Source organism: Vulcanisaeta souniana JCM 11219 (assembly GCF_026000775.1).
Lineage (GTDB): Archaea > Thermoproteota > Thermoprotei > Thermoproteales > Thermocladiaceae > Vulcanisaeta > Vulcanisaeta souniana.
The window spans coordinates 889,913-907,220 of record NZ_AP026830.1 but is presented as its reverse complement, the minus strand read 5'-3'; the positions used below and the strand labels follow the sequence as shown (position 1 = coordinate 907,220).

28 protein-coding genes and 1 pseudogene are annotated in these 17,308 nt (G+C 44.5%); 20 read left to right on the top strand and 9 right to left on the bottom strand.

The genetic code is table 11. From position 1 onward, the window contains the following. Nucleotides 1-258 precede the first annotated feature (258 nt). Entirely contained in the window at nucleotides 259-1,113 is an 855-nt protein-coding gene (locus Vsou_RS04860) for a hypothetical protein (protein ID WP_188602409.1), read from the top strand. A 265-nt stretch (nucleotides 1,114-1,378) separates the two neighbouring features. Further along, entirely contained in the window at nucleotides 1,379-2,152 is a 774-nt protein-coding gene (locus tag Vsou_RS04855; RefSeq protein WP_188602410.1) for a zinc ribbon domain-containing protein, read from the top strand. Between the two features lie 18 nt (nucleotides 2,153-2,170). Here Vsou_RS04855 and Vsou_RS04850 read toward each other — a convergent pair whose 3' ends face one another. Beyond that, a complete protein-coding gene (locus Vsou_RS04850; protein ID WP_188602411.1) occupies nucleotides 2,171-2,812 on the bottom strand; it encodes an adenosylcobinamide amidohydrolase in 642 nt (213 codons plus the stop codon). A 189-nt stretch (nucleotides 2,813-3,001) separates the two neighbouring features. On the opposite strand from Vsou_RS04850, the pseudogene Vsou_RS04845 reads away from it, so the two are divergent. From Vsou_RS04845 to Vsou_RS04835, 3 genes and pseudogenes are all read left to right on the top strand, one after another. Next, nucleotides 3,002-3,154 (top strand): annotated as a pseudogene (locus Vsou_RS04845) (ATP-binding cassette domain-containing protein); the annotation flags it as partial. A gap of 120 nt (nucleotides 3,155-3,274) precedes the next feature. Then, nucleotides 3,275-3,406: a hypothetical protein gene (locus Vsou_RS04840; RefSeq protein WP_264890781.1), complete on the top strand. Its 132-nt coding sequence runs from the start codon at nucleotides 3,275-3,277 to the stop codon at nucleotides 3,404-3,406. 146 nt (nucleotides 3,407-3,552) lie between these two features. Next, nucleotides 3,553-4,509, top strand: coding sequence for an ornithine cyclodeaminase family protein (locus tag Vsou_RS04835; protein WP_188602412.1), 957 nt, complete (start codon nucleotides 3,553-3,555; stop codon nucleotides 4,507-4,509). Here the strand turns inward: Vsou_RS04835 and Vsou_RS04830 are convergent. Continuing rightward, nucleotides 4,502-4,720: a hypothetical protein gene (locus Vsou_RS04830; RefSeq protein ID WP_054843238.1), complete on the bottom strand. Its 219-nt coding sequence runs from the start codon at nucleotides 4,718-4,720 to the stop codon at nucleotides 4,502-4,504. The genes Vsou_RS04835 and Vsou_RS04830 overlap by 8 nt on opposite strands. Before the next feature lie 242 nt (nucleotides 4,721-4,962). Here Vsou_RS04830 and Vsou_RS04825 point away from each other — a divergent pair, with 242 nt between their 5' ends. Continuing rightward, a complete protein-coding gene (locus Vsou_RS04825; protein ID WP_188602413.1) occupies nucleotides 4,963-5,415 on the top strand; it encodes a hypothetical protein in 453 nt (150 codons plus the stop codon). Here the strand turns inward: Vsou_RS04825 and Vsou_RS04820 are convergent. The 3 genes from Vsou_RS04820 to Vsou_RS04810 are packed head-to-tail and all read right to left on the bottom strand — an operon-like array spanning nucleotide 5,374 to nucleotide 6,743. Next, entirely contained in the window at nucleotides 5,374-5,949 is a 576-nt protein-coding gene (locus Vsou_RS04820) for a nucleotidyltransferase family protein (RefSeq protein ID WP_188602414.1), read from the bottom strand. The two genes, Vsou_RS04825 and Vsou_RS04820, sit on opposite strands and share 42 nt — an antisense overlap. Before the next feature lie 3 nt (nucleotides 5,950-5,952). Continuing rightward, complete coding sequence (locus Vsou_RS04815; protein WP_054843241.1) at nucleotides 5,953-6,396, bottom strand: hypothetical protein; 444 nt, start codon at nucleotides 6,394-6,396, stop codon at nucleotides 5,953-5,955. Nucleotides 6,397-6,452: 56 nt separating this feature from the next. Then, nucleotides 6,453-6,743, bottom strand: a complete 291-nt coding sequence (locus tag Vsou_RS04810) for a hypothetical protein (RefSeq protein WP_054843242.1) — start codon at nucleotides 6,741-6,743, stop codon at nucleotides 6,453-6,455. A 145-nt stretch (nucleotides 6,744-6,888) separates the two neighbouring features. Between Vsou_RS04810 and Vsou_RS04805 the strand changes: the two genes are divergently transcribed. Beyond that, nucleotides 6,889-7,470: a DedA family protein gene (locus tag Vsou_RS04805; protein WP_188602415.1), complete on the top strand. Its 582-nt coding sequence runs from the start codon at nucleotides 6,889-6,891 to the stop codon at nucleotides 7,468-7,470. A 164-nt stretch (nucleotides 7,471-7,634) separates the two neighbouring features. On the opposite strand, the gene Vsou_RS04800 is transcribed toward Vsou_RS04805, so the two are convergent. After that, the gene (locus Vsou_RS04800) at nucleotides 7,635-8,003 is read right to left on the bottom strand and encodes a DNA-binding protein (protein WP_188602416.1); all 369 of its coding nucleotides are present in this window, start codon (nucleotides 8,001-8,003) and stop codon (nucleotides 7,635-7,637) included. Between the two features lie 91 nt (nucleotides 8,004-8,094). On the opposite strand from Vsou_RS04800, the gene Vsou_RS04795 reads away from it, so the two are divergent. From Vsou_RS04795 to Vsou_RS04765, 7 genes are all read left to right on the top strand, one after another. Next, entirely contained in the window at nucleotides 8,095-8,838 is a 744-nt protein-coding gene (locus Vsou_RS04795; protein WP_188602417.1) for an apurinic/apyrimidinic endonuclease family protein, read from the top strand. A 360-nt stretch (nucleotides 8,839-9,198) separates the two neighbouring features. Next, a complete protein-coding gene (locus Vsou_RS04790; protein WP_188602418.1) occupies nucleotides 9,199-9,429 on the top strand; it encodes an AbrB/MazE/SpoVT family DNA-binding domain-containing protein in 231 nt (76 codons plus the stop codon). Between the two features lie 2 nt (nucleotides 9,430-9,431). After that, complete coding sequence (locus tag Vsou_RS04785) at nucleotides 9,432-9,809, top strand: PIN domain-containing protein (RefSeq protein WP_054843244.1); 378 nt, start codon at nucleotides 9,432-9,434, stop codon at nucleotides 9,807-9,809. Between the two features lie 538 nt (nucleotides 9,810-10,347). After that, a complete protein-coding gene (locus Vsou_RS04780; protein ID WP_229709678.1) occupies nucleotides 10,348-10,485 on the top strand; it encodes a hypothetical protein in 138 nt (45 codons plus the stop codon). Between the two features lie 14 nt (nucleotides 10,486-10,499). After that, nucleotides 10,500-11,042 (top strand): AAA family ATPase, encoded by a 543-nt coding sequence (locus Vsou_RS04775; protein WP_229709679.1) that lies wholly within the window; start codon nucleotides 10,500-10,502, stop codon nucleotides 11,040-11,042. Beyond that, nucleotides 11,011-11,343, top strand: a complete 333-nt coding sequence (locus tag Vsou_RS04770) for an ATP-binding protein (RefSeq protein ID WP_264890811.1) — start codon at nucleotides 11,011-11,013, stop codon at nucleotides 11,341-11,343. The genes Vsou_RS04775 and Vsou_RS04770 overlap by 32 nt, the downstream gene beginning before the upstream one ends. 43 nt (nucleotides 11,344-11,386) lie before the next feature. Further along, nucleotides 11,387-11,752, top strand: coding sequence for an aspartyl protease family protein (locus Vsou_RS04765; RefSeq protein ID WP_188602420.1), 366 nt, complete (start codon nucleotides 11,387-11,389; stop codon nucleotides 11,750-11,752). A gap of 158 nt (nucleotides 11,753-11,910) precedes the next feature. Here Vsou_RS04765 and Vsou_RS04760 read toward each other — a convergent pair whose 3' ends face one another. The 3 genes from Vsou_RS04760 to mntA form a co-directional block, all read right to left on the bottom strand. Further along, on the bottom strand, nucleotides 11,911-12,171 hold the full coding sequence (locus Vsou_RS04760; RefSeq protein ID WP_054843247.1) for an AbrB/MazE/SpoVT family DNA-binding domain-containing protein: 261 nt from the start codon (nucleotides 12,169-12,171) through the stop codon (nucleotides 11,911-11,913). 69 nt (nucleotides 12,172-12,240) lie between these two features. After that, entirely contained in the window at nucleotides 12,241-12,771 is a 531-nt protein-coding gene (locus Vsou_RS04755) for a PaREP1 family protein (RefSeq protein ID WP_188602422.1), read from the bottom strand. Nucleotides 12,772-12,792: 21 nt separating this feature from the next. Then, nucleotides 12,793-13,551: a type VII toxin-antitoxin system MntA family adenylyltransferase antitoxin gene (gene mntA / locus Vsou_RS04750; RefSeq protein WP_188602423.1), complete on the bottom strand. Its 759-nt coding sequence runs from the start codon at nucleotides 13,549-13,551 to the stop codon at nucleotides 12,793-12,795. A gap of 301 nt (nucleotides 13,552-13,852) precedes the next feature. Between mntA and Vsou_RS04745 the strand changes: the two genes are divergently transcribed. From Vsou_RS04745 to Vsou_RS04720, 6 genes are all read left to right on the top strand, one after another. After that, nucleotides 13,853-14,071 (top strand): AbrB/MazE/SpoVT family DNA-binding domain-containing protein, encoded by a 219-nt coding sequence (locus tag Vsou_RS04745; RefSeq protein ID WP_054843249.1) that lies wholly within the window; start codon nucleotides 13,853-13,855, stop codon nucleotides 14,069-14,071. Next, nucleotides 14,068-14,211 carry a hypothetical protein gene (locus Vsou_RS04740; protein WP_188602424.1) on the top strand — a complete coding sequence of 48 codons (144 nt, stop codon included), beginning with the start codon at nucleotides 14,068-14,070 and terminating at the stop codon, nucleotides 14,209-14,211. The genes Vsou_RS04745 and Vsou_RS04740 overlap by 4 nt, the downstream gene beginning before the upstream one ends. Nucleotides 14,212-14,323: 112 nt before the next feature. Then, nucleotides 14,324-14,482 (top strand): hypothetical protein, encoded by a 159-nt coding sequence (locus Vsou_RS04735; RefSeq protein WP_229709682.1) that lies wholly within the window; start codon nucleotides 14,324-14,326, stop codon nucleotides 14,480-14,482. Then, nucleotides 14,457-14,945: an amino acid-binding protein gene (locus Vsou_RS04730; protein WP_229709683.1), complete on the top strand. Its 489-nt coding sequence runs from the start codon at nucleotides 14,457-14,459 to the stop codon at nucleotides 14,943-14,945. The genes Vsou_RS04735 and Vsou_RS04730 overlap by 26 nt, the downstream gene beginning before the upstream one ends. A 206-nt stretch (nucleotides 14,946-15,151) precedes the next feature. Continuing rightward, on the top strand, nucleotides 15,152-16,492 hold the full coding sequence (locus Vsou_RS04725; RefSeq protein ID WP_188602425.1) for a pectin acetylesterase-family hydrolase: 1,341 nt from the start codon (nucleotides 15,152-15,154) through the stop codon (nucleotides 16,490-16,492). A gap of 185 nt (nucleotides 16,493-16,677) precedes the next feature. Beyond that, nucleotides 16,678-17,259 carry a NuoI/complex I 23 kDa subunit family protein gene (locus Vsou_RS04720; protein ID WP_188602426.1) on the top strand — a complete coding sequence of 194 codons (582 nt, stop codon included), beginning with the start codon at nucleotides 16,678-16,680 and terminating at the stop codon, nucleotides 17,257-17,259. Nucleotides 17,260-17,308: the final 49 nt, after the last annotated feature.

The window sequence follows — 17,308 nt, the reverse complement described above, 5'->3', positions numbered from 1 at the left end:
GGGGTATCATGCGCGGATAAGCGCTAAACTAGGCGCAACTTTGTGTTGAAAGGCTGAGCTCCTAATTAGGGCGGCGGTTTTGGTGCATTGGTGAAGTAACGATTGTAATTGTTTAAATCAAGGGTGGGTGCCAACAACCATGGTGATATTAATGTAGGGTATAGTAAATTCACGGTATATGAGCCCGAGAGCTCTCTCCGGGGTAAAGCCCCAGGGATCTCTCGATAGGCGATAAAGCCCGAACCCTAGGCCCGGGGAATGAATATCGAGAAGAAACTGACAAAGATACTTCTCGACCTAGGTGATAGGCCGTTAACAGTAATAGGGCCACCTGGTTCTGGTAAGACTACGATAATCACGGTATTGGGACTTATGAAATACGTATTGGAGGGTTCATCAATAACCTATGTAACGCAGAAATCCAGTGATGTTATGGGGGCGTTAACTACTCCATTGATACCCTGGAAATGCATACGAGAGAATCTCTTTTTGGTGCTTGATTCATATGAGGAATTGAGTGCGAGACCAGGCATAACGATACTAGCCTCCATAGCCAATAGATTCAGGACCTATAATAATTACGTAAAATACCTGAGATACCTGGCTAAAAACCCACGCAATGTGCACGCCCTTTGGCTTCTAGAGCGAGTGTCATTACTACGTGATTTCGTAACAGACGTAGACGCGGGCAATAACATGGATCGTAAGGTGGTTACTAACCTCCAGGGCAGGGACATTAGGGGAGTATACCTAACCACCGCACTCATACTAAATAGCATGTGTCACCAAAGTATCAATAATGTGTTAATACTGGATGACATAACAATACTGCCAATAAGGGATGAAGCTCTCCTAAGAATTATTAGGATGACGAGGGGAATAACGAATACATGGATGGTACTGCACGGCATAGGGAGATTGAATATCGAGGACCTAAACACACCAACAATAGTAACAAACCACAGCGGCATCGCAAAAACGCACTCAAGATACAGAGAAATACTAAACCAAATACAACCAGGGGAGGCCTTGTACATTGGCATTAACGAGCAATTGAAAATAAGAATACACGAAATAAAGGAACTACGCAACAAACTACTAAACAAGTATTAACCCAACCACCGTTAAATCCAAAGCAGACAAACCCCATTAAAATCCCTTTCCTTTTCCATCCTCCACACAGGGGGAGAAGGAAAGGGATTATGACGGATACCGAAGAGCCAAGCCGATGGCTTGGATCTCGGGCATCCCGAGTTACACGGCGTGATGAATCCCTAGGAAATGAGCAATGATTAACCAAGGAAAACTGACACTAAGAACCGTTTGAATCACCGTTGGGGCAGGCCGCCCCATCATCGCAGTTAAGCCAATAGGGGCGGTGGCTACGGGTAAAAACCGTGGTCCTGCCCTGACGGTGGTTCAAACGGTAGGTTCAGATAGGAACGGGAAGAAGGGGGGTGTGTCTGTTTTGGATGTGACGGTGGTTGGTGTCGATGTTGGCGTTAAAAGATCGGTGTTTGCGTTTGTTGGTGTGAGGGCTAGGTTGCTTAGCGACCTGGTGGTTATATACGGTAGGCAGAATGGTGTTTCGTTGATGCAGTTGGGCACATATGACGCGGTGACTAGGGCCTATGTGGTTGATGTACGTTATCCAGGTGTTGATAAGTATCGTGGTGCTGAGATGACGGGTAATATCGTAAGTAAGACCCTAGGAGCCATGGTTAGGGCTATTCACAATGTTCAAAGGATTCATAAGACACTTGTTGGTTTAGTCCTTGAGGATCTCAGGCAGTTTAATGGATATAAGCATGACTTGGCTAAGGCAAGAGCAGTCTGGGGTTTAATGATGAGTAATTTTAGCAAGGGCGTGAGTAAATGCTCCGCCGTTAAAGTCTCCTGGTTCTGGATAAGTTATGAGGGCGAGGTTATGATACCAACCAAGGACTCAATACCCATAGTACTCGTCGAGCCTGAGTATACGAGTAGTACATGCCCGAGGTGCGGTGCCTACCTAGATAAGGTTAAGGGTAAAGTGACCTGCGACTACTGTGGATTTAAGGGCGATAGAGATGTTATTGGTGCAATAAACATTGCCTGGCGTGGGTTCCTGGTGCTTACAAAGTGTGTTAGGGAGGGTGCATTGAGAATTTGATAGGGTAACCCGAATGGTCTAGGGTTTGGGCTTAACGTAGGTCTCATACGCCTTCATCACTGCATTATACACTGCATGGGTTACAGCTTTGCCTATTGTTGTTGCCGGCCCTGCATATAATTCCCTATTGCCGTTAATTGGAGTTATTATCGCTACCGCGTCTGAGGTTGTTCCGTGGATCTTGCCGTTGGTTAGTTCGGCGAGTGTTAACGCCTTCACCTGCGAACTTAACATTATGGCGTCTATCATTGCCTGTACCGTCAATGGCTTACTTATGATTATTGCCATGTTTATTGTCGATTCATGAAGGCCCCACACCTCTATACTACCCCTTTCTATCCTATATGGATTTGTTAGTCCCGTAGTTATTGATACCTCAATTTCCGCGTCGTTGATTACCTCCCTGTGTGTTATGTGGTTTCTTGGTAGTTCTGTGGCTGTTAGGAAGGTTATTGCTTTGTCACTGCTTATTGATAATTCCCTGTGTACCTTCGTTACTTCCTTGATTGGGTCGTTATTGAAGTCCTTTGGGACTTGGTGATGTATTATGTATTTAATGCCGTTCCTTAGCCCTCCGTCTACAGTACTTGCTAGGGCTGTTACTTCCTGATTTAGCGTGATTATTATGCTTCCACTTAGGTATTTCACACTGTTAATCATGCTATTTTGGGTAGGGACTTGGTAAATTAAGGTAGTGGGTCTTAGGTTGCGTTCATGCCTAGTGTGGGTATGTTGATTTATGGTGTTTTGCTTATTTGCCATAGTGCGGAGGGGTGTGCTTGGGTTCCATATTTGGGTATGGGTTTTGTATCTGAATAAAAATAAAAATGTTCAGTGGGTTTGATTGAAATGAAATCAAGAGATGCCATAGTCTGGGTTGAGGGTTTGTGGAAGTCCTTTGATTCGTTAGTTGTTAATGAGGATGTTAATATCCATGTTGATTATGGTGAGGTTGTTTCGGTACTTGGTCCTAATGGTGCTGGTAAGACTACGTTGCTTAGGTAGGTCTATGGTGGGTTAAGGCCGGATAAGGGTGAGGTAAATGGTTAGTTTTGAAGGTGGGTCTCTGGAGGATTTGATTAGGAAGGCTCTGTTAAGTTCGTTAAGGGCATGGAGGTCACTATGGTTAATACGGACGCCAGTGAGGTTATTGTTAAGCGTGGTGAGTTTGTGAACTGCGATATAAATAGGCTTGTTTATGTGGAGTTCTACAGAGCTGTGAATACGGACATAAAGGGTGTAATCAGGAGGTAAGGTTTGAAGGGACGTGAGGTTAAAGCCTAGTCTTCTTAGGGTAATCCGTTCATGAATGGATCATCACTTCCTCAGCTAACTCTGACTTCTTCACTCGGCTTTGTTGCCGGGGCACTTCTTTAAAGGGGTTTTGCAATTGATGCTTTGTGCTGTTAATTAGGGAGTTTGAGGTTAATGAGTTGGTCTCGTTTGATGATGCAATTAGGGCTGTTGAGGATGGATTTAGGTTATTGGGAAGTGGTAATGCTGTTAACCTGCCTAGGCGTAGGGCAATTGTTAGTGGTGCGGTGCTTCATGTGCTTCAGGGCATTGTCCTTGGTGATTACAGGGTTGCTGGGCTTAAGACATACCTAAGTGCGAGGTATGGTACTAGGTTTGTGGTTGTTCTGTTTGGTCTCGACAGTGGTGAGTTACTGGCCGTTATTGAGGCTGATAGGCTTGGGCAGCTCAGGACTGGGGCCGCCTCTGCCGTGGCTACGAAGTACATGGCCAGGAGGGACTCGTCGGTGATTGGCATTGTTGGTGTTGGTACTCAGGCTAGGGCTCAGTTCGAGGCCCTGAGTAGGGTTTTGAACCTTAAGTTGGTTAAGGTCTTTAGTAGGACTCGTGAGCATGCTGAGGAGTTTGCTAGCTTCATAAAGTCTAGGGGTTTTGACGCGGTGGTTGCTGGTGATTATGAGGAGGTTTGTAGGGGTGTCGATGTCCTGGTCACTGCGACTAACTCTAAGGATCCCTTCATACGCGGTTCCTACGTAGTGCCTGGGATGCATGTGAACGCCATAGGGAGTAATTGGGCTAATAGGGCTGAGTTAGCGCCGGATGCTGTGCTTAAGGCCGACATTATTGCGGCTGATGATGTGAGTCAGGCCAGGGAGGAGGCGGGCGACCTTATAATGGCTGGCGACGCTGCCTGGTCCAGGGTTGTCCCGCTGGCTGATGTCATTGTTGGTAGGGTTAGGGGTAGGCAGGGTGATGACTCGGTAACCATCTTCAAGTCCCTTGGCATTGCGGTGGAGGACTTGGTACTCGCCAAGTTGATCTATGATAGGGCCGTTAGGGAGAGGAGGGGTGTTGAGATTGAGTTTAGGGGTATTTTTAGGTGAGTTGAAGTAAGTAACTTCCCTCTGGTCCTATCTCATCGAGTTCGCCGATCCTTGGGTTTACCTTGAACCCGAGTGACTCTGGGGTGTGTATGCCAAATAATGGTGTTTGTGTCTTTAGGGCAGCGATCATCACCGGCCCTTTTCTGCTCTTGATCTTGGCTTCGCCCACATATATTCTCTCCCTAGTGCCATTGGCCATTATTAATTCCACGGTGTATGGAGTTTCAATTAAGCTGAGCTACCTGGCTAGGTCTGGGTCTAGTACTATGTGTGCTGAGCCTATGTCTACGAGTATCCTAAGTATCCTTGAGCCTGCCCTTGATTGTTACGTCAGCATATATTGTGGCCCACATTAATCTGGTTGGAAATGCCGAATATAAACCTTCATTTCTTTATTTTCTTTGGCTTTTTCTATTTCCTATGCTTTTTAAATCAGTGCAGATAGTTATTACTATGCTTAACCGTGGACTTATTAAGTTCGGCTTGGTCCTGGAGTTCATAACCGAGTTCCTGTACTTCATACTCATCCTATTCCCGAGATACTTTGGCTTTATTTTCATCCTGCCAATTATATTGACTTACCTATTATCATCAATAATGATGTATCTGGGCTTCAATGAGTATTCTCATTCACTAAGTGTTGGGTCTATTGGCGCTGCTCTATTGATGCTTGGTTCATTAGTAATATTGGTTACGCATATCATCTCAATGTCTTACTTAATCTCCATGGTTGGTATGGGCATTATCTTCCTTGGGGATATTTCTATTTCCCTATTCTTCTGGAGAACCGCACAGCGGGGATTCCTCATTAAGATTGGTGCTGTACTTAATGCAATACCAATTATTGCATTCATTGGGAGTATATTACTGGCGATTGGTATTGACTATGTTGAGGACCTTGGTTAGGTCGTTCACCGTGTCTATGTCGATTAAGACCTCGGGGCCGCACTCCACGGTGCACACGTCAACCCTACCCCTCAATATTTCTCTTGCGCCAACATCACCGCTTAACCTCGTTAATTCTGGGAATAGGACTCTATGGATAAGCACCGGGTTTCCCCTGATGCCATTGTGCGTTGGTACAACGGCACTGCACCCATCGTGGTACGCACTCACTATCCTTGATACTACCTCGTTGGTTATCAGCGGCATGTCCGTGAGTACTATGAGGACTGCATCATAGTCCTGGAAGAAGCGCAGACCGAGCCTTATTGAGGTGCTCATTCCATCCCTATAATATGGATTGTAGATGATGACCTCATTGGATAGGTAGGGCATTAATTCATTGACGTAGGCCCCAACAATAACCACCCTATCAAATCCACTTAATGCCTTCAAAACCCTCAGTATAACTGGCTCATCGCCGACCTTAGCCAATAATTTATTACCGCCAAACCTCCTGCCCTCACCAGCAGCCAATACTATGGCGCCTATCTTCATTGATTAATCAATGTCATTAATGAGAGGGCAAATATTAATTTCACTGTGATTTGTAATTATAAACTCATCACTTATGTTGAAATTACTATGGCTTATTAGGATGGTGTTTATGGTATTGTTAATACTATCAGCATTTATATTAACATTATTAAGCGTTAGGTATCCCATAATAATACCTGTGGTTATTACGATCGTCATTATGGTAAGCACGGCAATAATCACAGCCTTAGAGCACATGACGTTATGATATTTAATGGTAATCCCTGGATGAGCCTTACTCGTAATTATTGATTCAAGGTTCACCCTATCTAGTGTTCCTATATAATGCCAAACCCTACCATGTCTGACGTAAACATAGGGTCTTGAGCCACTAACCCTGAGTAATACCGTACCCTCCATCCCACACCTAGGACATTTGCCTTTGCCAAGTATGTAGTGTTTGTTCATAAATTAATAAAGAAATAATATAGCGATTTTTAAGAGTTTTTACATGAATTTACTCCTTAATCCACCATTGACGTCTCGTACTCAGTCTCATCCTCATACTGATAAGGCAATCCGCCGGTCACGTTATGGGCAGTTACATTAGTTTGAATGCCAACCTGCTCACCGCATTGAATCTCTACCTGGAACTCACCGTATTGCGTGCAGTTAGCTATCTGCGTGGTATTGGTTGCATCGTGTGTGTTTATGGTGGATTGAGTATTGCCGTATTGTGACTGCGCCATTACCACTAGTGCCGCTATCGTAATGATTAGTGCCGCGGCTGTGATTATGTATCTTATTGGCCCCATACCGGTCACGGTACATGCAGGCATGCTACAAATAGGGGTTTCCCGTGAAAATGCCTCGTTGGATTAACTGGAACTTTGTACGTTTGAATAACACCCAGCACATTCCGCACAACCCTTATTAGGGTCTTGCCAAACCTTGTTGATGATGCTTGGGTACGTGTTTAAGGGACTATACGGCTATGCCTTGGTATTTGCTTTAATGGTTCTTGAGGGTGTTTCATTACCTGTGCCCAGTGAGGTCGTTATGCCCTTGGTTGGTTATTACGCGTCGCTGGGGTTCATAGACCCCGTCCTTGGTTTATTGCTTGGTACACTTGGTAGTCTCGTTGGGTCATTAATTGATTACTACACAGCCTATTACCTAGGCACACCATTCCTGCTTAGGTACGGTAGGTTATTTGGCCTTGATAAGAATAGGCTTGGTTCATTGAGTAGGTGGTTTAGTAAGTACGGTGCAGCGGCGGTGTTTGGCTTTAGGTTCCTGCCTGGCTTTAGGGCGTTGATATCCTTTCCAGCGGGTCTGGCTGGTATGAGGATTGTGGGCTTCGTAGTTGTAACGTTCCTTGGGCATTTGATATGGGATTCAATCCTGGTATACATTGGTTATGCGTTCGCAACTCAGTGGTCAATCATAATAGGCCTAGTTGATAGGTATCTGTATATTATTGCGGTTATTGCTGTGATTGTGATAGTGATCTACATAGTAATGAAGCTTCGCATGAGGTAATGCGCACCGTTGCATTACTTAGCCTTGTCTCAAGGTATTAGGGATAGATTGTATTGGCTCAGGCTTTACAGTGGTTTAAACTATGTATAGTATGGCGATTATTGTTTTCACCATTGAGGTATTCCTGAGGTTAACGGGAATGCGGCTGATTGGTTTTCGTGTGTTTACTCATCGGATGAGCCTATGTTTTCCTCCTTACCATGCCTTACAATCCTTATCCTGGTCCTTATTGGAACATGGAGCCCAACTCTCTCGAGTACTTGGTATAGTTCATAGTCCTGAAGCTCACTTAATCTACCACTTAGGTGTAGTTCCACTAATTGCCTGAACACCTGGACTGCCGTGTCGCCATATAACTGAAGCGCATTGTTTATTATTTCCTCCGCCCTGTCGCCCCTCGTTATTTGCCTAATCAACCTAATCACATCGTCGCGCGTCAAATCCTGCCTAGTGCTTGCCTTCTGCTGGGCCTTGCTCATTAATTCCATCATTATTTTTATCCTTATCCTCTCCCTCTCCTCGTCAACGCCCATGGTAAATCAAGTAATAATCTACATGGGTTTAAAAAACTTGGTCCCTTGCCCGTTGACAATAGTTTTTTAATTAGTCCGACTATTGACCATTGTGGACTTACTGATTAGCGTTAGGCCAATTAGGGATTTACCTAGATTGAACGCACAAGTGGAACTTGACATTGGGGGGTTTCCCAGGCTTAATGAGTTCCTGCCAGCCCTTGCCGTGGAGCTTGAGGATCTCGGACTTAGGGTCAACCAGGTTAGGGTTGGTCACCTAAGGAGGAGAGGCGATGCTGAGAGGTTCATTTCGTTACTTGATTATCTGAACGTGGACTCCATGACGGCGAGGCCTGGTATCAACGACGTTAATACCCTAGCTGAGATACTTGATGAGGCATCAACATATGGTGTTAGGATTATTTGGGAGTTCGGAGTTGGTAATTACTTGGCAAACACCAGTGAAGTAATTGAGTTCGCTAATGAGGTCTCACCACACAGGCTTAACCTAGCCATCCATGTAGCCAGGGAGAGGGGCTTGAGAGACTTCATTAGGAGGTTTGTTGAGTTAAGCGGTTATGTTAAGGCAATATACTTTAGCAATAAGAAGAGCGGTTACTTTGGTCTGCCAATATTTGACGGTTCAATAGACTTCCTGAAACTCATGAAGGTTCTCCAGGTGCTTAGGTATGATGATAATATAGTCCTTCATTACCTACCAAGTTACTACGGTAGATACGGAGTAGACCTTGAGGTCCTGAATTCCTTCATAAACTCCCTAGGCAGCGGTGGCGCGGATAAGAGGCTGATTAAGTCGATAGAGAAAATAGTCAGTGAGATGCTCAGTCAGGGGTAGGGATAATTCAATGCCATGTTGCCATGGTCACGTAGGTCATTTTAGTCAACCTGGGCCTAAGTACGATGGTTATACGGATTTCATCATCCTCATAATATCTAGTGTTAATAGGTCCGTTGGTACATTACGTACTTACCATACTCTGGGTGTATGCGTACCCTGGTAGGTTTCAAGGGCTTAAGATCACAGGAGTATTGTATACCTTGATTTATTTGATCACGATGTTAATAACGAACATGGTATCTGGTTCTCAGGAACCCTGCTGATGTTGTCAGCAACTATGTGTATTAATGCGTAATGAGGTTTGTGTTTACGAGGTAAGACTAAAATACTAAAGTTAGTCTAGTTACTAGATCTAGTATGATTGATGAAACTAAGGTAACTAGGAATTATCAAATAACGATACCGGCGTCTATTAGGAAAAGGCTTGGTTTAAGGGTTGGGGATACGCTCATAGTTAGGCTTGAGGGTGAGAGGATAATTCTTGAGCCAAAGAGACGAAGCATCACGGAAATAAGGATTAGGTTGGGGAAAAAAATAGATTGGAGGTATGTTGAGGAGACCATAAGGGAAGAGATTGAGAAGGAGTGATTATGAGCTTTGTAGTTGATACAAACTTTATAGTGGCTGTGATCTCCGAGGATGATGTGAGCCATGATAAGGCAGTAAGTCTTTGGGATTCCCTAAATGAAGCTTACGTGCCAATAATTGTAATTGCCGAGTTAAGTTACTTCTTCATTAGGCATAAAATTGATGTGGGTATCATAAGTGAGATTCTACGGGACTCTAAGATTAAGGTTGTTGAAAATAATGTGCAGGATATATACTTTGCTATTGATCATAAAGATTACATTAGGCATTATGATGACTTTAACGACTTGATAGTGCTTAGCACGGCAAGAAGATTAGGCTTACCATTAATTACATTTGACGATGAACTGCTAGACCTCTACCATAAACTTAAGTCCTGAGTACATAGTATTCGATTCAATACTATTGCATGCTGGGCAATGAACAATCCTGAATTTAATCAAGCCTTCCCTCATAAACTGGACACGTACTCGTTACCGTTTGTCCCTACACTTTCATTTCATTCATTTTGTGTTCATTCATGATCGAGTGTAGGGACTTAGCCCTCAACCACCTACCCAGTTTTACGGTAGGTGGGTCATGGGACTCCTTCGAGCCTAACGGCACGGGGCTCACGTCTCTGGAATTTTCACTCCCCCTTGGGCATAGCCCACATAGGCGTGAGAGATCATCATTTATCAACAAATTTTAACATACTTAAATACAAAAAAGGTTTCTATTAACATGAAAAAGGATTCAGCCCTTAACCAATGGATTAGTGCATTGTGTTCAATTGCATTACTTATTACCGTGTGCTAATGTTTCCTAAGGATTAATAGCAAATCCGGGGTTAGCAACTAATGAGAGAGTTAGCCATATTATTCAGTGTAAAGCCCAAGGCAACTAGAGAAGGCCTTTACGATAGGGAGACCGAACTTAATGAATTTAAGGAATAGTATACACGGGGGTGATAGAATAATCACGGTTTACGGAATTAGGAGGATTGATAAGACGTCATTAGTTAATGTGTCGCCGAATGAGGCAGAGACGCCATATGTATTGATTGCAGATCATTGAGGGGCAACTATGGTATGTCTGACCTACATCGATTAATATTTAATGTCTCATTATCAGCTCTTGACAAGCTAATTTATGTCTTAAGGAGGATTAGGGGTGTCTCGATCATGGGCAACGCCATTGAGGTCAGGTGGAGGGGTAGGGAACAGGTTAGCCTGGCCGGGTTATTCAATGAACTTAATGAGAGGAGGGTTGTAATGGCGTTTGACGAGGCCCAGAGACTGAGGGGTCCGTTGTCAAGTGAGGTTCTTAATGCCCTAGCTCACGCGTATGACTTCGATAGGAATGTAACATTCATACTCAGCGGCTCTGAGGTTGGGTTGCTCTATGAATTCATGAGCGTTGAAGATCCAAATTCACCATTGTTCGGCAGGTACTTCTATGAGGTGAGGATTGGTAGGTTCACCCGTGATGAATCCATCGACTTCCTATGGAGAGGATTTAAGGAGTTGGGTGTCGAGGTTACCACAGACGTTATTGAGACCATTGCGGATGTGTTTAACGGTATACCTGGTTGGCTTGTTTATGCCGCCAACGCCTACATTAGGGGGCGTTAGGGATTTATCAATGATTAGGGAGGCGCTGAACGAGCTTGAGAGACTCATAAGGGCTAAGGCGAGTTACTCAACCGTTAATGCCAGGAGGACGGCGCTGGTGCTTAGGTGCGTCGCCAGTGGTGGTAATACATGGTCCAAGGTGGTTAAGTGCGTGGAAGATTTCGAGGGCACGACGGTATCGCCGACATCGCTGAACAATGTGATAAAGACCCTGGAGAGGTTAAGTATCATTGAGAATTACGAATTTCTAGACCCAACGTATAGGGAGGCTGCCATGAGACTGAACGTTCCAAATTACTAAAGCTTTATTTTTAGGTCTGCCATGATATGAATTAGCGTGGTAAATGGGTCACGTCTTTGTTAGCGTTCGCTTTAGAGGGAGTGATGAGTTTGCCATGGAGAGGGTACTCGTGGATACCGGCGCCTCCTTCACCGTAATGCCCCTAGAATTGGCCAAGGAGCACTTCATAGAGACTCCATTTGAGGTTGAGGTTAGGCTGGGTGATGGCAGAACGGTGAGGGCTAGGGTGTTCATTGCCGAGGCCGAGATTGAAGGTAGGAGGGGCCCGATTAGGATATTGGCGTTTAGTGGTGCAATGCCGGTGATCGGTGTTGATACCCTGGAGACCCTAGGGCTCAGGGTTGACCCAGTAACCGGTAGGATTGAGAAGACCGAGTACTATATGCTGTTCGTAACAGCCACCGCGTAGTCATTGCTATAATCGCGGGAGTTCCTACGAATTATCTAATACCATATTACGTGTAACAGAACTCAGTCTTAAACCTCCTTCTTACCCTTGATAGTGCAATTAGTACCTCATCTAGACCCTTAACGTTAATACCCACGATGGGTAGGAGATAAGTTGTATCAAGAAGTATCCGAGGCCTCACTCCAATACTCATCCTGTACCTCCTCAGATTCCCTTTCGAATTCCTCAAAGGTTACCTCAGCGAACTTTTTAACCTTCAAAGCATATTCAAACGGGTCCTCAACACGTTCAATAATTATCCTATTACCATCAACTCTCAAAATGACATAATCACCCTCAGAAATGCCCACAGCCTCAGAAATTGCCTTAGGTATGTAAATTGTATTCTTTTTAGAAACCCTGACTCTAACCTCCAACATACCTTAATTATTATTAAATGATCTAAGCTTATGAATATTTCTGAGAAATAATTATATCTCAAAAATCCATTAAGCCTTGAATCTTTCAAGCAACTTCATCAACTCATGTTCCTCCTGCTCCAACCTCTCATCCCAAATGTCCCTGAATAACTCCTTAATTGTTAAGGCCCAACTAATAACCTCAATAATGTCGTCCTTAACCTCGTCAGGGTCCCTATAATCGACTAAGTTTGGGTCGAAGCCATTATAGGAGAACCTATGAAGCAACAACGTCGTCTTTACCGCAGCCTCTACGTCTATACCCAGTTTCTTCAAGTCCTTAGAAATACCTATTAACCCAGTGGTTGGTGCTGAGTAACCCGCGTCCTCATACCAAGTCCTCCTCCTCTCATCCACCCCTTCAATGATTTTGGCAAAATTCTTAACAACCAACGCGCTGACTATGGACTTAACACTCATGAACGCCTTAGCCGAGGCGTTTTGGATAAGGTCCCTGCCCAGCATCTCCAATGCCAACCTAGCCTCAACCAAGTCATCAAGGACCTTGGCATACACATGCGCCACGGGATCCCTCTTATAATCTAAGTAACCAACCTCCACATTGGGAACATCATAGGTCGCTTAATAATGCTTTTTAGAAATTCTATCCCTAAACATACTGTAATACACGTGATCTAAGTCAGACTCACCGAGTACCCTGACGTACATGTGAGCAATCAACCTCCGCGCAAGTACTGGGTCAGCTGAATAAATGAGTACACCGTCCCTCAGTACCACGTATACCAACTCATTGGGCGCCTTACTTAAGTCAACCAAGTCAACCTTATCCGCTGGTGCACCGAGCACCTGCGCTAAATCCCTGATCAAACTAACCATCTTCTCATAATTGGATTGATCCCTCATGAGTACGGCAACATCATAATCACTATCCTCCCTAACATCACCCCTGGCGCGACTACCGAAGAGAAACGCCAACAACACGCCATACTTCGTGAAAACCCTGACAAGCGACTCACCGGGCATCTCTGGATCCACGTTATTCTCCTCCATCAACCTTAACAACTGGTTCGCTAAGCTGGGCACGTTCTTAAGGACCCAGGACCTCAACTCCAGCAATTCACTCCTACTGAAGGACCTATAGGCATGGGCAAGCATACTCCTATTAATTACCACCTGCCTAATCAACTCCTTAACATCATCACTTATTAATCTACGCTCATGAAGCACATCGGCCAACCCAGCATAACTGGGAGGTTTCCTAAGACCGAGCTCAGCAACAACCATAGCTAGTGCATCAAGTAGGTCCTGGTGTACGGCGTAGAGTAACCACCTAAGGGCATACTCCCGAAACACATCATTAATCTCCACTAATCTACTCAAATCGCTCAACTACTCATAAACCCTGGAAATCAATGCCCTAACCTCCATTCAATGACTAAAACATCGCCAATAATAAATACCTTATGACAATTATGGGCCTATAGGCAATATCATCATTATTTCAAAACCATCAAACTTTAAGTCTATAGAGAAACATTGAAGCAATAATCTAAGTGCTATTAAGTAATGATGGTTCTAAACTAGCCCTTAATTAACATAAACAATGTTCCAATTAGCGTGGGATGTCCCTGTACTACCGGCAATGCCAAACACATTAAGTGCCGTTAGGTGGTGATTAATTATGCGGTTATTAGGTATAGTTTTAGGCCTGTTAAGATTTGTGGCGTTAGGCTTTTGTGACCGTAGCAGTAGTTCAAGCAGGCAATTCACAATACCGAGGGAAACCAGGGAGGAGTACGGCATTGAGCCATTGAGTGAGATTGAGATAATAAGCGTCAAGCCATCAATCACCTGGAATAGAAAGACTTATAAACAAAGCCCAAGCGAGGGCTTTGAATGACTCGAAGCCAACGTGGTGAGCAGTTAATGAATGTCTCAATAAATGAATTCATTAGAGAGGCCATGAAAATAATCGAACTCGGCAAGAAGGGACTAATAAACAAGGACAAAGCACTAGACACACTAGGGAATTACTTGTGAACATCGAGTATGATATTAAGAGTAGTAAGTGCATAAGGATTGAGGCGTTAATGAATTAGAGCTTTGTCTGTTAATTGTAAGGCTTAAAGGTTTCTTCATTAAAAATGTCCTGATGCCCTGGCTATTATATAGGGTTGTTAGGGATAGGCCTGGGCTGCTTCGTGACCTGACCTTGGTGGTTGGCGGCCTTGGTCTTGATGCAACCAGTGGTATTGGTAATACTAGGGCCATAATGCTTGATGCCGGTGGAGAATCTGACGTTAGCCATTAATGAGCTTGTCACTGAGGGTGTTGAATTGATTAATGTCATTAATGAATCCGTGATGTCCATAGCCTTCTCGAGAAAGCAGTTCATAAGCGCCCTTAAGTCAGTCCTACAGCAGGTAGGTGTCCAGGCCCTGAACAGTACCTTGTATAGGATTGGTTATGAGTACGCGAGGGCGGTGGCCACGGAGATGCCGATGGGTGATCCCGTGAGTACTATAAGCACGTACCTATACACGGCCACAGCCTATAACAGGCTTGCCTTCAGGGGTCTCGAGATTAGGAACAACGAGGTTAGGGTTGAGTTTGAGGAGCCATTCGACGAGGAACTAGACGGATCATTCACAGAGGGCTACATACACGGATTAATAAACACAGCACCATCAAGGCTACATTACATTAATATTGAGAAGTTCAATAATATATATAGGGCCGTGGTAAGACCTATTGAGAGCATAGAGCCCATATAATCAACATCCACGGCGCACCCATAGCCTAGCTTACATACATAATTTATGTAGTTACTTCGATAACCACCTTAGATACATGCCTAATGACCCTGCCATGGATTATTAAGTAATAATATTTGCCTATTAGGAATAGATCTTTTATTAATTACCCACTATTTAGGGTAAATATAGATAAAGTTTAAAAGACAAGACGTGAATTAATGACCATGATGTACTACAGAATCTATAGGGCTCTTCCCGCGTTGTTAATACTGGCAATAATGATAATAATCGCTCAAGCCCACGGCGCCCATGCAGTACAGTCGAATTACACGCTTTTATCCTTCACGCTAGCCCCCTATGAGTGTAACTCCATGCCTCTTAACTGCACCACAGACCTTAGGATAATCCTAATACCATATTACGCAAATCCATTCAATGTATCCTTGGCCGGCATGCCAAGCCTGAGTAGTTTACCCATTAATTACCCAAGTCAGGGGATTCGGTGGACGTTGATTTGGCTCCCAGACCCAGCCAGGGCCGGTAATGGTAGTAGGACGTACATACTCGTGAGTAGGGGTACGGAGGACAAACTACTAATATTCCTGGAACCCGGTGGTGCATGCACAGATTACTACACCTGTTGGTACCCAGTGCCTGGCGTCAGTACCGTATTGACTATGAACGCTACATACCCAAACATCTGGATCGACCTATTCGCGTACACGGGAATTCTCAATAGAAGCAACCCATTAAATCCCTTCAGGAACTGGACGTACGTATTCATACCATACGACACAGGCGATGTATTCTCTGGGGATAGGGTCATGGAGTACTGCGGGATTGGCATTAACGGCATGATGGACTGCGTGACGACGTATCACGTTGGTTTTGTCGATGCGATAATGGCAATGAGGTGGGCAGCAGCCCAGGGACCCTGGAAGCAAGTGGTCCTCGCTGGATCAAGCGCCGGTGGCGTGGGTACGATATTACTATCATACTACACAGTACAGATATTTAATGATTCGCACTTAATTGTAATTGACGACTCAGGGCCTGGTCTCACGTCAACCGTCAATCCGCACTTCACCTTTGAAACCACGGAACAGAGTTGGGGCTATCTTGAATTAATGACTCCGGAGGCGCGTGAGATTGTTGAGGAGACAGGCGAGCCGCTGCTCGGCCTTGAGTATGAATTCCAAACAATTGGCAAGAACGTCACATTTGCGCTTTATGAGATGCAGGAGGACCTTGTCATGGGCACGTTATTCCTAGGTTACACACCCAATGAGTATCAACAGGTCCTACTTTACTACACTGGGAAGCTTAGGCAGTTTGCACCAAACAACTTCTTTAGGTACCTACCCATTGGCTATGCGCACATGATCCTGGTATACCCAGTCCTACTTCCACCCAATGCCTTCTACACCTTCAGTATCTGTGGATTGCCCGTATATGAGTGGGTAGATTTATTACTCGAGGGTAAGCCGATCGACATAGTCCAGGTAACGCCATACACCTGTGTCATTAACTCCACGCAGATAGTGAGCAACATATCGCTTGGGTAGAGCGTAATAAGTCAGTTGTTTCACGTTTAAAATTGGGCATTGCATGTTTTTAATAATATCCTTTTAATGAGGAATATTGAGGTTGGTGTTGTTTCAATTACTAGTTCCCCTGAGACGATAAGTACCCGCAGTGTGGTGAGAATACACCACAAAGCTTAAAATACTCCAAGGGCATAATAGACGACGTGGTCATAAAGATAAAACAACCAAGGGGAACCCTTGCGGAAGACATTATTTATCATGCAAATGCGTTGATCACTGGCTTTAAGGAGGCCATTGAGCCAAATAGGCTGACGATACAGTACCCACGTGAACTTCGTTGGGTTCCTGAGAGGTTCAGAGGATGGATAATGCTTGACATTAAGAAATGCATAAGTTGTTTTCAATGCGCATGGGCTTGTCCAGTGAATGCTATTCAGATGTATAGGGCTCCAAATGGGAAATTCTATCCAGGCATTAGGTACACAGAGTGTATCCTATGCCACTTCTGTGTCGATGCATGTCCGGTGGGTGCTTTAGTTCCTACGCCTGTTCATGATATTGCCTATGTTGATTTCGATGAGGTTAAGTTCAAGCCCGAGGACATGTCTAGACCTCCTGAGTACGTCTTTGACGAGTCCGAGAGGGTTATTAAGTATGAGATTAAGGATGGTAAGTTGTTAAAGATTGCCCTGCCTAAGGATGAGATCAAGAAGAGGATTGAGGAACTCGATAAGGTCATTGAGCGGTCTGGAGGTGCCCCTGCAGCGGCTGGTTCGTCAACATAATCAGCGCTTTGTTTTAGATTTCGAGAGTAATTGGTTAATACCTAATTTC

Coding starts and splice junctions, on each gene's coding strand:
- Vsou_RS04860 (WP_188602409.1), top strand. CDS start 259: ATGAATATCGAGAAGAAACTGACAAAGATACTTCTCGACCTAGGTGAT.
- Vsou_RS04770 (WP_264890811.1), top strand. CDS start 11,011: ATGCCGCCAACGCCTACATTAGGGGGCGTTAGGGATTTATCAATGATT.
- Vsou_RS04790 (WP_188602418.1), top strand. CDS start 9,199: ATGATTGATGAAACTAAGGTAACTAGGAATTATCAAATAACGATACCG.
- Vsou_RS04765 (WP_188602420.1), top strand. CDS start 11,387: ATGGGTCACGTCTTTGTTAGCGTTCGCTTTAGAGGGAGTGATGAGTTT.
- Vsou_RS04850 (WP_188602411.1), bottom strand. CDS start 2,812: ATGATTAACAGTGTGAAATACCTAAGTGGAAGCATAATAATCACGCTA.
- Vsou_RS04825 (WP_188602413.1), top strand. CDS start 4,963: ATGCTTAACCGTGGACTTATTAAGTTCGGCTTGGTCCTGGAGTTCATA.
- Vsou_RS04820 (WP_188602414.1), bottom strand. CDS start 5,949: ATGAAGATAGGCGCCATAGTATTGGCTGCTGGTGAGGGCAGGAGGTTT.
- Vsou_RS04745 (WP_054843249.1), top strand. CDS start 13,853: ATGCGGTTATTAGGTATAGTTTTAGGCCTGTTAAGATTTGTGGCGTTA.
- Vsou_RS04810 (WP_054843242.1), bottom strand. CDS start 6,743: ATGGGGCCAATAAGATACATAATCACAGCCGCGGCACTAATCATTACG.
- Vsou_RS04775 (WP_229709679.1), top strand. CDS start 10,500: ATGTCTGACCTACATCGATTAATATTTAATGTCTCATTATCAGCTCTT.
- Vsou_RS04740 (WP_188602424.1), top strand. CDS start 14,068: ATGACTCGAAGCCAACGTGGTGAGCAGTTAATGAATGTCTCAATAAAT.
- Vsou_RS04735 (WP_229709682.1), top strand. CDS start 14,324: ATGCCCTGGCTATTATATAGGGTTGTTAGGGATAGGCCTGGGCTGCTT.
- Vsou_RS04760 (WP_054843247.1), bottom strand. CDS start 12,171: ATGTTGGAGGTTAGAGTCAGGGTTTCTAAAAAGAATACAATTTACATA.
- Vsou_RS04840 (WP_264890781.1), top strand. CDS start 3,275: ATGGTTAATACGGACGCCAGTGAGGTTATTGTTAAGCGTGGTGAGTTT.
- Vsou_RS04800 (WP_188602416.1), bottom strand. CDS start 8,003: ATGGGCGTTGACGAGGAGAGGGAGAGGATAAGGATAAAAATAATGATG.
- Vsou_RS04780 (WP_229709678.1), top strand. CDS start 10,348: ATGAATTTAAGGAATAGTATACACGGGGGTGATAGAATAATCACGGTT.
- Vsou_RS04815 (WP_054843241.1), bottom strand. CDS start 6,396: ATGAACAAACACTACATACTTGGCAAAGGCAAATGTCCTAGGTGTGGG.
- Vsou_RS04805 (WP_188602415.1), top strand. CDS start 6,889: ATGCTTGGGTACGTGTTTAAGGGACTATACGGCTATGCCTTGGTATTT.
- Vsou_RS04785 (WP_054843244.1), top strand. CDS start 9,432: ATGAGCTTTGTAGTTGATACAAACTTTATAGTGGCTGTGATCTCCGAG.
- Vsou_RS04725 (WP_188602425.1), top strand. CDS start 15,152: ATGATGTACTACAGAATCTATAGGGCTCTTCCCGCGTTGTTAATACTG.